Source organism: Actinosynnema pretiosum, from assembly GCF_002354875.1.
Classification (GTDB): Bacteria; Actinomycetota; Actinomycetes; order Mycobacteriales; family Pseudonocardiaceae; genus Actinosynnema; species Actinosynnema auranticum.
Genome location: NZ_CP023445.1, coordinates 4,047,363 through 4,060,185, shown reverse-complemented (window position 1 = coordinate 4,060,185; position 12,823 = coordinate 4,047,363). Strand labels below are relative to the sequence as shown.

The 12,823-nt window shown below is 75.0% G+C and carries 17 protein-coding genes; 6 read left to right on the top strand and 11 right to left on the bottom strand.

The window, feature by feature from the left end:
* Positions 1–154: 154 nt before the first annotated feature.
* On the bottom strand, positions 155–1,033 hold the full coding sequence (locus CNX65_RS17400) for a pentapeptide repeat-containing protein (RefSeq protein ID WP_157767699.1): 879 nt from the start codon (positions 1,031–1,033) through the stop codon (positions 155–157).
* Between the two features lie 200 nt (positions 1,034–1,233).
* Here CNX65_RS17400 and CNX65_RS17395 point away from each other — a divergent pair, with 200 nt between their 5' ends.
* Positions 1,234–2,607: an amidase family protein gene (locus tag CNX65_RS17395; protein WP_096494371.1), complete on the top strand. Its 1,374-nt coding sequence runs from the start codon at positions 1,234–1,236 to the stop codon at positions 2,605–2,607.
* An 85-nt stretch (positions 2,608–2,692) separates the two neighbouring features.
* Here the strand turns inward: CNX65_RS17395 and CNX65_RS17390 are convergent, their stop codons facing one another.
* The 7 genes from CNX65_RS17390 to CNX65_RS17360 all read right to left on the bottom strand — a co-directional run bounded on the left by CNX65_RS17390 (position 2,693) and on the right by CNX65_RS17360 (position 7,337).
* On the bottom strand, positions 2,693–2,968 hold the full coding sequence (locus CNX65_RS17390) for an ANTAR domain-containing protein (RefSeq protein WP_096494369.1): 276 nt from the start codon (positions 2,966–2,968) through the stop codon (positions 2,693–2,695).
* 131 nt (positions 2,969–3,099) lie between these two features.
* Positions 3,100–3,702: a TetR/AcrR family transcriptional regulator gene (locus CNX65_RS17385; protein ID WP_096494367.1), complete on the bottom strand. Its 603-nt coding sequence runs from the start codon at positions 3,700–3,702 to the stop codon at positions 3,100–3,102.
* A gap of 31 nt (positions 3,703–3,733) precedes the next feature.
* Positions 3,734–4,633, bottom strand: a complete 900-nt coding sequence (locus CNX65_RS17380; RefSeq protein WP_198320495.1) for a quinone oxidoreductase family protein — start codon at positions 4,631–4,633, stop codon at positions 3,734–3,736.
* A 127-nt stretch (positions 4,634–4,760) separates the two neighbouring features.
* Positions 4,761–5,798 carry a DUF6880 family protein gene (locus tag CNX65_RS17375; protein ID WP_232519879.1) on the bottom strand — a complete coding sequence of 346 codons (1,038 nt, stop codon included), beginning with the start codon at positions 5,796–5,798 and terminating at the stop codon, positions 4,761–4,763.
* A 92-nt stretch (positions 5,799–5,890) separates the two neighbouring features.
* Positions 5,891–6,301 carry an arsenate reductase ArsC gene (locus CNX65_RS17370; RefSeq protein WP_096494363.1) on the bottom strand — a complete coding sequence of 137 codons (411 nt, stop codon included), beginning with the start codon at positions 6,299–6,301 and terminating at the stop codon, positions 5,891–5,893.
* Positions 6,302–6,351: 50 nt separating this feature from the next.
* Entirely contained in the window at positions 6,352–6,981 is a 630-nt protein-coding gene (locus tag CNX65_RS17365) for an arsenic resistance protein (protein ID WP_373565543.1), read from the bottom strand.
* A complete protein-coding gene (locus tag CNX65_RS17360; protein WP_096494361.1) occupies positions 6,978–7,337 on the bottom strand; it encodes an ArsR/SmtB family transcription factor in 360 nt (119 codons plus the stop codon). The genes CNX65_RS17365 and CNX65_RS17360 overlap by 4 nt, the downstream gene beginning before the upstream one ends.
* Positions 7,338–7,359: 22 nt before the next feature.
* Here CNX65_RS17360 and CNX65_RS17355 point away from each other — a divergent pair, with 22 nt between their 5' ends.
* Entirely contained in the window at positions 7,360–7,821 is a 462-nt protein-coding gene (locus CNX65_RS17355; RefSeq protein ID WP_232519878.1) for a class I SAM-dependent methyltransferase, read from the top strand.
* 52 nt (positions 7,822–7,873) lie between these two features.
* Here the strand turns inward: CNX65_RS17355 and CNX65_RS17350 are convergent, their stop codons facing one another.
* Genes CNX65_RS17350 through CNX65_RS17340 form a run of 3 tightly spaced genes read right to left on the bottom strand, consistent with a single transcriptional unit; the run spans position 7,874 to position 10,389 of the window.
* Positions 7,874–9,064, bottom strand: a complete 1,191-nt coding sequence (locus CNX65_RS17350; RefSeq protein WP_232520172.1) for an SPFH domain-containing protein — start codon at positions 9,062–9,064, stop codon at positions 7,874–7,876.
* A gap of 29 nt (positions 9,065–9,093) precedes the next feature.
* A complete protein-coding gene (locus tag CNX65_RS17345; RefSeq protein WP_096494357.1) occupies positions 9,094–9,525 on the bottom strand; it encodes an NfeD family protein in 432 nt (143 codons plus the stop codon).
* A gap of 45 nt (positions 9,526–9,570) precedes the next feature.
* A complete protein-coding gene (locus CNX65_RS17340) occupies positions 9,571–10,389 on the bottom strand; it encodes a DUF3097 domain-containing protein (protein WP_096494355.1) in 819 nt (272 codons plus the stop codon).
* 141 nt (positions 10,390–10,530) lie between these two features.
* Here CNX65_RS17340 and CNX65_RS17335 point away from each other — a divergent pair, with 141 nt between their 5' ends.
* From CNX65_RS17335 to CNX65_RS17320, 4 genes are all read left to right on the top strand, one after another.
* The gene (locus CNX65_RS17335; RefSeq protein ID WP_096494353.1) at positions 10,531–11,085 is read left to right on the top strand and encodes a GNAT family N-acetyltransferase; all 555 of its coding nucleotides are present in this window, start codon (positions 10,531–10,533) and stop codon (positions 11,083–11,085) included.
* Between the two features lie 120 nt (positions 11,086–11,205).
* Positions 11,206–12,024 carry a non-homologous end joining protein Ku gene (gene ku, locus CNX65_RS17330; protein WP_096494351.1) on the top strand — a complete coding sequence of 273 codons (819 nt, stop codon included), beginning with the start codon at positions 11,206–11,208 and terminating at the stop codon, positions 12,022–12,024.
* Positions 12,025–12,101: 77 nt separating this feature from the next.
* Positions 12,102–12,419, top strand: coding sequence for a type II toxin-antitoxin system Phd/YefM family antitoxin (locus CNX65_RS17325; RefSeq protein ID WP_096494349.1), 318 nt, complete (start codon positions 12,102–12,104; stop codon positions 12,417–12,419).
* A gap of 117 nt (positions 12,420–12,536) precedes the next feature.
* Positions 12,537–12,806, top strand: a complete 270-nt coding sequence (locus CNX65_RS17320; protein WP_096494348.1) for a type II toxin-antitoxin system RelE family toxin — start codon at positions 12,537–12,539, stop codon at positions 12,804–12,806.
* Positions 12,807–12,823: the final 17 nt, after the last annotated feature.

Below are 12,823 nucleotides of genomic sequence, written 5' to 3'. Positions count from 1 at the left end.
CGACGGGCAAGCTAACAGGTGCGCAAACCGACCAGGAATAGTCCGTCTGCCGTCTCGTTCACATTGGGGCGAGACGGTTTCAGGCGTTTTCTGGGGTCTTTTCCGCCTTCGGCTCCCCGGCGCGGGGGATTGACCGGCCCGCGGGTTCGGCCGGTCAGCGGGGCACGCGCCTGCCGAAGCGGGCGTCGGTGAACGATGCGGTGTCCCCCACCAGCGCGGAGGTGACGTCGGTGCGGCCCCGGAACCACACCCGGTCGAAGCGCGCGTCGTGCCCGAAGGTGGCGCCGGTGAACAGCGCCCGCCCGCCGAAGCGCGCCCCGGTGAAGTCCGCCGGACCGGTCAGCTCGGCCCCGCACAGGTCGGCCCTGCCGGACACCCTGGCCCCGGCCAGGCTCGTCGCGCCCGCCACCCGCACCCCGCGCAGCACCGCGTTGCCGGTGAACACCGCGCCGGTCAGGTCGGCGTCGGCGGTGAACAGGGTGTCGGCGAGGTCGGCGTGCCGCAGGAACCTGGCCTGCGCGAACGTGGCCGGGCCGGTGACGGTCATCGCGCGCAGCCGCGCGTCGCCCAGGAACACCGCGCCGGTCAGGTCGACCCGGCCGGGGCGGCAGCCGGACAGGTCCAGGTCGACCAGGGTGGCGCCCGCCGCGCGCAGCTCCATGCCGGGCCAGAAGCCGGGGCCGGGGCTCAGGTGGGCGCGCAGGCGGTCCTGCACCTCGGTGCGCCAGGCCGCGTTCAGGCCGCGCGCCACGCCCGAGCGCAGGCAGATCAGCAGCAGGTCGACCGCGTCCTGGCGACGGTCGGGGCGCCGCGCGACGTGCGCGTCGAGCCGGTCCAGCGCGTGCGGGGCCCCGTCGAGGACGTCGCGGGTGACGCGGCGCCACGCGGTCGGGGTGGACACCCGGTCCGGGGCGGTGCGGCGGCGGGCGTGCTCGTCGAGGAGGGTGTCGTGCTCGGACATGCGCACCTGGCGCGCCACGGCGACCGCGGCCAGCGCGGCGGCCACCACCCAGGGGAGCCAGGACAGGACCATGCGGTGAATCATGCACCTCGGCGGGGCGCGCGGGGGTGTTCGCAGCACCACGGGGATTCGTGACCCCGGCGGGAACAACCGGGTGGGCGCGCGGCAGCGGGACGCGTCGCGGCCCGCTCCCCCGCGCGCGCCGAAGCCGTCCGCGTCGTGGTTGCGCGCGCCCTCCGGTGCGTCGTGGGCCCGGCGCTAGGGTCGCTGGCATGGACTTGACCGACGCGTGCTTCGCGGGCGCCGCCGCCCAGGCCGACCTGCTGCGCTCCGGGGTGCTGACCTCCCGCGGGCTGGTGTCCGAGTGCCTGCGGCGGATCGAGCGCGTCGACCGGGGGCTCAACGCGTTCCGGCTGGTGTTCGCCGAGCGGGCGCTCGCGGACGCCGAGGCGGCCGACGCGCGGCGGGCGCGGGGCGGGGACGCGCCGCTGCTGGGGGTCCCGGTGGCGGTGAAGGAGGACTTCGCGCTGGCCGGGCTGCCCACCACGCTGGGCACCTCGGCGGTGGAGACGGTCGCGGACGCGGACAGCGAGGTGGTGTCGCTGCTGCGCGGGGCGGGCGCGGTGGTGGTGGGGCGCACGCGGATGCCGGAGCTGGGGCTGTGGCCGTTCACCGAGAGCAGCTGGGCCGGGCCCACCCGCAACCCGTGGAACCCCCGGCACTCGGCCGGGGGTTCCAGCGGCGGGTCCGCGGCGGCGGTGGCGGCCGGGCTGGTGGGGGCCGCGGTGGGCACGGACGGCGGGGGCTCGGTGCGCATCCCGGCCGCCGCGACCGGGCTGGTGGGGCTCAAGGCGCAGCGCGGGCGGGTGCCGCTGGGCGGGCAGCCGTGGGGCGGGCTGGTGGCGGCGGGGCCGATCACGCGGCGGGTGCGGGACGCGGCGCTGCTGGCGGACGTGCTCGCGCCCGGCGAGGACTTCGTGGGGGCGGCGGCCGAGGACCCCGGCCGGTTGAAGGTGGCGGTGGCGCTGCGGCCGTGGTCGGCGGGGGTTCCGGTGGCGCGGGAGGTGCTGGACGCGGTGCTGGACACCGCCGTGCTGCTGACCGACCTGGGGCACGAGGTGGTGCGCCTGGACGCGGCGCTGGCGGAGGTGCCGGGGTGGGTGGACTACTCGGTGCGCTACCTGCGCGACGGGGCCGCGGGCGGGGCGGCGGCGCTGGACCGGCCGGACCGCCTCGACCGGCGCACCCGGCGGGTGGCGGCGCTGGGGCGGGCGATCCCGGCCGCGGTGGGTGCGGCGGCGGTGGCGTCCGGGCGGGGCACGACCGAGCGGGCGAACCGGGTGTTCACCCGCTACGACGTGCTGCTGAGCCCGGTGCTCACGCACCCGGCGCTGCGGGTCGGGCAGTGGCGGGAGCTGACGGCGGTGGAGGCGCTGCTCGCGGCGGCCCGGCACACCGCGTTCCTGCCGGTGTGGAACGTGGCGGGCAACCCGGCGGTGGCGGTCCCGGCGGGGTTCACCGGCGCGGGGCTGCCGCTGTCGGTGCAGCTGGTCGGGCGCCCGCACGACGAGCGCACGGTGCTGTCGGTGGCGGGGCAGCTGGAGCGGGCCCGGCCGTGGGCGGACCGCAGGCCGCCGGTGGGGTGAGGCCGGTCGGGCGGGCGCGGTCCTCCGGGCGTGCGGGCTCTCCGGTGTGCGGGCTCTCCGGTGTGGGGGCTCTCCGGTGTGGGGGTCAGCCGTCGAGGGTGGTCAGGCCCCGGTGCTCGTTGACCACGTCCATGGCGACGTCGCGGAGCTTGCGGTTGTCGTTCTGGCTGGCGCGCACGAGGGTGTCCAGGGCGCGTTCGGGGGTGACGCGCAGGCGTTCGGCGATGATGCCGGTGGCGACCCCGATCAGCCGGTTGGTGGGCATGGCCGAGCGGAGCTGCCGGAGGGTCGCCTGGGCCTCGGCCAGCTCCTGGCGCAGGGCCTGCTCGTCGGTGGTGGGGTGCTGCTGGTCGCTGGACATGCCGGAACTCCGCTGGTGCACGTGCGTCGGGAACGTGCACCACTGCACCGCGCCGGGGTGGGTGCGCGCTAGCGGGTCAGGCGAAGCGCACTTCCCGGAAAACGAAGAACCGCTGGTCGCGGGCGGGGTGTTCAGCGGTCGGCGCAGTGGGGTTCGGCGCAGTGGCGGGTGGCCCCGAGGCCCGCGCCGACCACGTCCACGACCTCGCGCACGAACGAGGCGGTCAGCTCGCGGTGCCCGAACAGCGCCCGGAGCACGACGGGCGCGGCGAACAGGTCGAGCACGAGGTCCGCGTCGCGTCCCGGCCGCAGCTGGCCGCGCAGGGTGGCCCGGCGCAGCGACACCAGGCACGCCTGGCGGCGCGGTTCCCAGACCGCCTCCAGGAACTCCCGCCGCAGGTCCGGGTCGTCGGCCAGGTCCGCGACGAGGGCGGGCAGCACGCGGGCGAGCGCCGGGTCGTCGAGGCCGGCGCGCAGCGCCTCCAGGTGCTCGACGACGTCGCAGTGCCAGCAGCCGGTGTCGAGCTCGGGCGCGACGCCCACGCGCTCGGCGGCCAGCGCGGCGAGCACGAGGTGCCGCTGACCGGGCCAGCGCCTGCGGATGGCGGGCTTGGTCGTGCCCGCGCGGCGGGCGACGGCCTCCATGGTCAGGCCCCGGTAGCCGACCTCGCGCAGCAGCTCGCCGACGGCCGCCAGCACCGCCTCGTCGATCCGCTCGTCCCGCCGGCGCGCCATCGCACTCCCCCGCCCTCCGCGGCGGCCCACCCTACCGGGCGCGCACGACGACCTTCCCGAACACCCGGCCGCTCCCGACCAGGCGCAACGCCTCCGCGATCCGGTCCAGGGGCAGGCGCCGCTCCACGACGGGCCGCAGCGCGCCGGAGTCGGCGAGCGCGCGCACCCGCTCCCAGGAGCGGGCCAGCTCGTCCGGGGTGATGGAGTTGAGGCTGAGGGCGATGAGGGTGGGCGAGTGGTGGAAGTGCCGCAGCAGCGCGGCGAACGGCTCCGGTCCGGGGTCGCCCGCGACGCCGCCGCACAGCGCGTAGCGGCCGTTGGGGGCCAGGAGCGGCAGGTGCTCGGCCATGCCGGGGCCCGCGACGGTGTCGACCACGACGTCGTGCTCGCCCTCGGGGGCGGCGTCGGTGCGGTCCACGGTCGTGGTCGCGCCGAGGGCCCGCAGGCGTGCGGCGCGGGCGGGCGAGGAGGTGATGGCGGTGACCTGCGCGCCGCGGGCGCGGGCGATCTGGACGGCGAGGACCCCGATGCCGCCCCCGGCGCCGCGCACGAGCACGCGGTCGCCGGGGTTCACCCTGGCCCGGTGCAGGGTGAGCTCGGCGACCAGGGCGTTGAGCCCGAGCCCGATGGCGTCCAGGCCGTCCGGGGCGGGCAGGAGCCGGTCGGCGTCGACGGCGACGCGCTCGGCGCACCCGCCGAACCGGGGCAGCGCCAGCACGCGCCGCCCGTCGGGGGTGCGGCCGACGACCTCCAGGCCGGGGGCGGCGCCGGGGCCGGGGAAGAAGGGGTAGTCGCCGCGGGCGGCCATCACGTCGACGTGGCCGAGGCCGGCTTCCTCGACGTCGACGAGGACCTGGCCGGGGGTGGGGACGGGGTCGGGCAGGTCGGTGAGGGTGGTGTCGCCGGTCTCGGTGACCACTGCGGATCGCACGGCGCCTCCTGATTATGTTCCGTTCCGGATCGGAATATAATCAGGTCCGGGGTGGGCGGTCAAGGCGCGCCCCGCTGCGGGGTCGCCGGTCCTCCGGTCACCCGCGCGCCGGTGGCTGGGACTCGGTTCAGCCGGCGTCGGCCACGGACTCGGTCGGCCGTGCCGGCCCCGCCTGTCCGGCCTGTCCGGCCTGTCCGGTGTCGGCGGTGAGGTCGGCCAGCGCGTCCAGCTCCGCCACGCGCCCGGCCCGGCGCAGCTCGGCGCTCAGGTGCTCCAGCCACCCGGCCGCCGGTGACGCGGCCAGTTCCGCCGTCACGACCTCGCGCAGGGCGGCGGTGTCGGCGTGGCGGGCCAGGTGGGTCAGGGCGCGCCCGCGCAGCACCGGCCAGTCCCCCGCGGGCGCGGCCAGGCCGCGCAGCCGCAGGTAGGCGCTCGCGGTGGGGGTGGTGGTGAACGCCCGCCAGCGCAGGTCGACCGCGTCGTCCAGCCGCCCGACGCGCAGGCACTCGTCCACGGCGGCGTCCACGAGCCGGGTGGCCGCGCCGCGCCCGCCGGTGGCGCGCAGCCCGCGCCGGGTCCAGTCCAGGGCCTCGTCGGGGCGGCCCGCCTCGTGCAGGACGGTGGCGATGCGCAGGTAGTCCCAGCCACCCGCGAGGTTGCGGGAGAGCACGAGCACGTGCAGGTCGACGTCGCCGGTGTGCTCGGCCAGCTCCTCCGCGGCGCGCAGCAGGGCCCAGCGCTCGCGGTCGTAGAAGCCGAGCGAGCCGAAGGTGATGACGGGGAGCGCGTCGAACCGGGTCAGCGCGATCCGCCGGTAGTGCGCGAGGCCGCGCTCCCCCAGCGCCGGGGCGTAGGGGGCGAGGCGGACCTCGGGGAGTTCGGGGAAACCGGTCTGCACGTGCAGCAACCACTCGGCCAGCACGATCGGGTCAGGCAGTTCACCCGCACAGGTGGCGGCGTGCAGGTCGAGCACCCGGTCGACGAGCCCGTGCACCGCGGCCCGGTGCGCGGGCCCCGCGCCGTGCAGGAGCGCCTCGACGACGGAGGCGATGGTGGCGGTGTCCGCTGAACCGGTCCTGACCAGGTCGGACAGCTCGCCTACTGTGGAGGCCAGGCCTTGCCAGCGCAGTTCCCACGGCCACGGCGACCGCAGCAGACTGATCACCCGGTCCGGTAGAGCATCCACGTGGAGTAGCCAATCACATCACCCAGGGTGATCCATCTTGCCGTGATTGATCTTCCAGACGGGTGACGCGCTCACCGCTCGCCCGTCGTCAGTTCGGCGAGGAGGTCGCGGACGCGGCGGTCGATCTCGTCGCGGATCGGCCGGACCGCGTCGACGCCCCGCCCCGCGGGATCGGCCAGGGCCCAGTCGAGGTAGCGCTTGCCGGGGAAGACCGGGCAGGCGTCGCCGCAGCCCATGGTGATGACCACGTCGGCGGCCTGGACGGCGTCGGTGGTGAGCGGCTTGGGGAACTCCCGCGACAGGTCGAGCCCGAGCTCGGCCATCGCCTCGACCACGGCCGGGTTGACCACCTCGGCGGGCGCGGACCCGGCCGAGCGCACCAGGACCCGGCCCTGGGCGTGGTGGTGCAGCAGGGCGGCGGCCATCTGGGAGCGGCCCGCGTTGTGGACGCAGACGAACAGCACCTCGGGCAGGTCGGACACGGTGGCTCCTGGGGGTTCTCGGTGTTCTCGCGGGCGGGACGGCGGCGGGGTCAGCGGGCGGCGGGGTGGTGGCGGCGCAGGGCCAGGGAGAGGTGGACCAGGCCGACCAGGACGGGCACCTCGATCAGCGGGCCGACAACCCCGGCGAGGGCTTGGCCACCGGTGGCGCCGAAGGTGGCGACGGCGACGGCGATGGCCAGCTCGAAGTTGTTGCCCGCGGCGGTGAGGGCGAGGGTGGTGGAGCCGGCCACCAGCGGGACGCCGAGGAAGACCAGCGCGCTCTTCGCCACCTGCCAGGCGGACACGTCCAGGCCGGTGGTGGGCAGGCCCAGCCAGCCGGGCAGCAGCGCCGGGCCGACGAGCCAGTTTAGGGCCAGTGAGGACCACAGCAGTCGCCGGTCGCCGGTGACGGCGTCCAGGCGGTCGTAGCGGACCTTGGCCGGCACCGGGTGCATCATCACCAGCAGGCCCAGCGCGATCGGCAGCGAGATCCCGTCCACGGGGACGGTGTTCAGCGCCCCGTCCAGGCCGGGGAACCAGCGTCCGGCCAGCAGGCCGACGGCCATCGCCACGCCGATCCACAGCGGCAGCCAGCGGTCCAGCACCGACAGCCGGGCCGCCACGGGGCCGTCCGACGGCGAGCCGCCACCGGGCGCCCGCGCGGCCGGGGACGCGGTCACGGCGCGGGCTCCGCGGGGCGTGTCAGCAGTGCGGCCAGGCGGTCGGTGGCCTCGGGCAGCAGGCGGTAGTACACCCAGGTCCCGCGCCGCTCGCTGTCGACCAGGCCCGCCTCGCGCAGCAGCTTGAGGTGGTGGGAGATGGTCGGCTGGGACAGGTCGAAGGCCGGGGTCAGCTCGCACACGCAGACCTCGCCGCCCGCGCGGGAGGCGATCATCGACAGCAGGCGCAGCCGGACCGGGTCGCCCAGCGCCTTGAACACCGGGGCCAGTTCGGCGGCCCGCTCGGCGTCCAGCGGCGTGGAGAGCAGGCCGGGGCAGCACTCGGCGGGCGGCACGACCGACTCCTGTTTCGACATGTTTCTATATTGACAACCTTCGATGCTAGTGCGCAAGGTCGGGCAGGAGGACATCGGAGCGAGCTTCACGCGAGGGGCGCGCACCACGGCCAACCAGGCCGCCGCCCTGCGCGGGACCACCCGCCTCCGCTACGCCGCGACCGCGCTCGCCGCCAGCGGCGGCGCGTCCTCGGAGTGCCGCGGCCCGTCCCCGGTGGAGGTGGACGAGAGCTTCGGCTCCGGCCTGTGCCCCGGCGCCGACCGCGCCGCCCTGCCCGCCGAGGCCGTCGCCGCCTCGCTCGGGTGCGGCAACCCCACCGCCGCGGCCGAGCGCGGCTCCCACGTCGGCTGCGTCGCGGGCGCCCTGTCCTCCGCCGAGCACCGCGAGCACCTGGCTGCGGCCGGGCTCACCGACGTCGGGACCACCCCGACCCACGCCGTCGCCGACGGGACGCACTCCGCGATCATCCGCGCCACCCTGCCCGCCCGCGCGGGCGATCGGTGACGAAAAGGGGCGGCCCGCACCAAGCGGACCGCCCCTCGCCGACCACGCTCCCTCAGACCGCGCCCTCGCCCTGCCCGACGGCCCGGCGCTCCTCGCCCGCGCCCACCTGCCCCACATGGGGTTCGGGCGAGCCGAGCTGGCGGGTGGTCTCCAGCGGGCCGGGGACCTCCTTGCGGGCCACCGCCTCCGCCGCGCGCACGGCCTCGGCCACCGCCGGGTCCGGCGCGGTGTCGAACCAGTCGGCGACCGACGGGTCGTCCTGCTCCTGCGCGGGCGCGGCGGGCGGCTCCGGGGCCGGGGGCTCGTAGCGGAACACGCCGTCGTCACCCGGCTTGCCCAGCATCCTGGCGAAGCCCTCCAGGGCCTTGCCGTAGTCGCTGGGCACCAGCCACACCTTGTTCGCGTCGCCCTGCGCCATCTGCGGCAGCGTCTGCAGGTACTGGTAGGCCAGCACCTCGGGCGTGGGCCGCCCGGCCTTGATCGCGGCGAACACCTTCTCGATCGCCTTCGCCTGGCCCTGCGCCTGCAGGTACCGGGCCGCGCGCTCGCCCTGCGCCTTGAGGATGCGGGACTGCCGCTCCGCCTCCGCCGACAGGATCGACGCCTGCTTGGCGCCCTCGGCCGCGAGGATCTGCGACTGCTTCTGGCCCTCGGCGGTCTTGATCGCCGACTCGCGCTGGCCCTCGGCGGTCAGGATCATGGCGCGCTTCTCGCGGTCGGCGCGCATCTGCTTCTCCATCGAGTCCTGGATGGAGGGCGGCGGGTCGATCGCCTTGAGCTCCACGCGCGCCACCCGGATGCCCCAGCGGCCGGTGGCCTCGTCGAGCACGCCGCGCAGCTGGTTGTTGATCTGGTCGCGGGAGGTGAGCGTCTCCTCCAGGCTCATGCCGCCCACCAGGTTGCGCAGCGTGGTGGTGGTCAGCTGCTCGACGCCCACGATGTAGTTGGAGATCTCGTAGACCGCCGAACGCGGATCGGTCACCTGGAAGTACACGACCGTGTCGATGGACACGGTCAGGTTGTCCTGGGTGATCACCGGCTGCGGCGGGAACGACACGACCTGCTCGCGCAGGTCGATGCGGGCGCGCACCCGGTCCAGGAACGGCACCAGGATGTTCAGGCCCGGCGCCGCGGTGGTGCGGTAGCGGCCCAGGCGCTCGACCACCGCGGCCGTGGCCTGGGGGATCACCAGAACGGACTTCGCCACCGTGATCAGCACCAGCAGCACCAGGACTGCGATCAACACGATTGTGACGGTCAAAACCCACCTCCTCAGGTCCCCAGCACCACGGCGGTCGCGCCGGAGATCTCGACAACGGTCACTTCCGCGCCGGGTTCGAGCACGGCGTGGTCCACGGACCGCGCCGACCAGACCTCGCCCCCGATGCGGACCCTACCCCCGTGCCCGTCCACTGTGGACACGACGACGGCCGTGCCGCCCAGCAGCGCCTCCACGCCCGAGCGGTGCCCGAGGCCCTTGTCCAGGCGGCGCCTGAGCACCGGGCGGACCCCGGCGACCAGGCCGAGCGACAGGGCGGAGAACACGAGGGCGCTGACCACCGGATCGGCGCCCAGCCCCGCCGCGCCCGCCGCCCCGAGCGCGGCGGCGCCCAGCATGACGAGCACGAAGTCACCCGACAGAACCTCGGCCGCGATCAGCAGGACACCGAGGATCATCCAGATCAGCGCGGGCACGGAACCCATCCTTCCACCGATGCGGGGCGGGCGGGGGATCTTGCCGGAATCGGACTAATCCGGCAGCGGTTCCGTGACGAAATCGATCAGCCGCTCGACCGCGCCCAGGATCGCCGGCTCCAGGTCGCGGAACCCGCCGACCCCGGCGAGCACCCGCTGCCAGCCCTGCCACGTCTCGCCCCAGCCCAGCTCCGCGCACACCCCCTCCTTCCACGGCACGCCCCTGGGCACCACCGGCCACGCCGCGATCCCCACCGCCTCGGGCTTGACCGCCTGCCACACGTCCACGTACGGGTGACCGGTGACCAGCACGTCCGGGTCGCTGATCGCGGAGACCAGGCGGGACTCCTTGCTGCCGGGCACCAGGTGGTCCACCAGCACCCCGAGCCGCCTGCCGGGCCCGGTGCCGAACCCGGCGATCCGCTCGGCCAGCACGTCCACCCCGTCGAGGGGCTCGACCACCACGCCCTCCACGCGCAGGTCGTGGCCCCACACGCGCTCGACCAGCTCGGCGTCGTGCAGGCCCTCCACCCAGATGCGGCTGTCGCGGGCGGTGCGGGCCTTGAGGCCCTCCACGCGGATCGAGCCGGACGCGGAGAACGCGCGCGCCGCGGCGGGGGCGGCGGTCGGCGCGGGTCGGGTGAGGGTGACGGGGGCGCCGTCGATCAGGAACGCGGCGGGCAGCAGCGGGAACTGCCGGGTGCCGCCCCTGCGGTCCTCCAGCACGACCCGGCCCTGCTCGAACCGCACCACCGCGCCGCAGAAACCGGACGAGGCGTCCTCCACGACCAGGCCGAGCTCGGCGGGGACCTCGGGCACCTTGCGGCGCTTGGGGGCGGAGAGGACGTCGCGGCCGTAGTCGTGGGATCGCACGTCCGGGGACGTTACCCCCGGTCGGGCTACCGGGCGTGACAGCGCGCGGGCGGGGCGGCGTGGTGGTGCGCGGGGCGGCGGGTTCGGGCCTGCCGCGGTGACGGCCCCCGCGCGATCGCGGTCGCGGCTAGGTTGCCGGGCATGACCGAGCTGGGTCCCGTCCGCTGGCCACCCGACCCCGTCCGCACCGAGCGGCTCGTGCTCCGGGCCTCCGAGGCGCGCGACCGCCCGGCGCTGGTCGGGCTGTTCTCCTCACCGGAGGTGGCCGCGCACATCGGCGGCCCGCAGTCGCCCGAGCGGTTCGACCGCGCGGTGCTGGAGCGCGAGATGCCCGAGGTGCCCGGCAGGCGTCCCGGTTTCTTCGTGGTCGAGCACGACGGCGCGGCGATCGGCGTGGTCACGTTCGACCGGCGCCCCGCCGACAGCCCCACCCGCCCCGACGACGAGGTCATGATCGGCTACCTGTTCCTGCCGTCGGTGTGGGGGCGCGGGTACGCCGCCGAGGCGTGCGCGGCGGCGCTGGACTGGTGCGCCGGCGCGCTGCCCGGCGAACCGGTGGTGCTGTGCACCGCCGTCGCGAACGAGCGCTCGGTGCGCCTGGCCGCGCGGCTGGGGTTCACCGGGGTGGAGCGGTTCCCGGCGTACGGGACCGAGCAGTGGCTGGGCGTGCGCGTCCCGCCCCCGGTGCCCGGCTGACCCCCCGCCCGTCACGGACCGCGTTGCCGCAGGGATTGTCACCCGTTCGCGTGGTGAACGGGCCCGCGCTTTCGGGTGAGCGCACGGCGAGTGGGCGTGCGCGGGAGGTACCCAGGGGGTATGCGCGCGACGTGGCGGGGGTCGGTTGCGGTGGGGCTGGTGTCGTTCCCGGTGCGGTTGACGCCGGTGCGGCAGGAGCGCGGGGTGCGGCTGCACCAGGTGCACCGGGCCGACGGCGGGCGGGTGCGGCACCGGCGGGTGTGCGAGCTGTGCGGGGAGGAGTTGGCCGTCGCCGAGGTGGCGCGCGGCTACGACTCCGGGGACGGCGTGGTGCTGGTGGAGGACGAGGAGCTGGCCGGGGTGCGGGCGCTGCCCTCGCGGGCGGTGGAGGTGGTGCAGTTCTGCCCCGCCGGGCAGGTGGACCCGGTGCTGCTGGGGCGCGCCTACTACGTGGAGCCCGAGGAGCCGGGGACCGGGTCGTACTCGGTGCTGCGGGAGGTGCTGGAGCGCGGCGGGCTGGTCGGGATCGCCCGCGTCCCGCTGCGCGGGCGCGAGGTGGTGGCGGTGCTGCGACCGCGCGGCGGGGTGCTGGTGCTCCAGGTGCTGGTGTGGGCCGAGGAGGTGCGGGAGCCGGACTTCGTGGTGCCGGTCGCCGTCTCCGGGGAGCGGGAGCTGGGGCTGGCGGCCTCGCTGGTCGGGGCGATGACCGAGGACTTCGACCCCACCGCGTTCCCCGACGCCCACTCGGCCGGGCTGTCGCGGGTGGTGGCGGACAAGCTCGCCGAACGGCGACGGGAGCAGCAGGAGCGCGAACCGGCGGAACCGGCCGAGGTGCCCGAGGTGGACATCCCTGCCTCGCGCGCGCCGGACGAGACCGGGGGCGAGCTGCTGGCCGCGCTGCGCCGCAGCCTGGAGCGGCTGCGCGGCGGACGGCGCTGAACGAAGATATGCCAATACTTATGTACACAAGTCCTCCGATTCCTCGATCTGGCTAAATTTTTGCCTATAGTTTTCTCATGGCCTACGTGAAGCAGAACAGGTACGCGATCGCCGAGGCGCGTAACAAGCTCTCAGACCTGGTCGCCGAGGTGGAGGGCACCAACGAACGAATCACGATCACCAAGCACGGCAAGGACGCGGTGGTCATGATCTCCAGGACGGACCTGGAGGAGATGGAGGCAACGATCGACCTGCTCGGCGCCGATGACGAACGCAGTGTGGTCCTCAGGGCGTTACGCCAGGCTGAGGCCGATCTCGCTTCGGGCAAGATCGGCACCTTGGACGACCTCGCCGAGTCGTTGAAGCGGAGGGGGATCACCACGAACCCCGAGTAGCGTTCTTGATCACTAGGGATGAAAATGGCGCTATTCTCGCTAGGAATATGACCCAACTTGCGGCATTCCGGTACACAACCATCGCCAAAGCTGCCGTTGGTTGGTTAATGTTCCAGCATGTCCAAGCTCTCCAGTCCCCCGCCCTTCCGCATCGCCATCGCCCACGAGGCCCTGCGGCAGTTTGACATGCTTTCCCCGCGCGCGGCGCGCTCGGCAAACACGTTGCTGCGCACGGCAATGCGTCAGAACCCGGAGGAGCAGGGCGTCCGGCTCCACGGCGAGAAGATGAAGGGGTACCACCTGATCCGCAAAAGCGACTTCCAGATCACCTACAGCGTGGACTACGGCCGCCGAACGGTCCACGTCCTGCGGATCGAGTCCCGATGATCTTCGCAGCCCAGGGT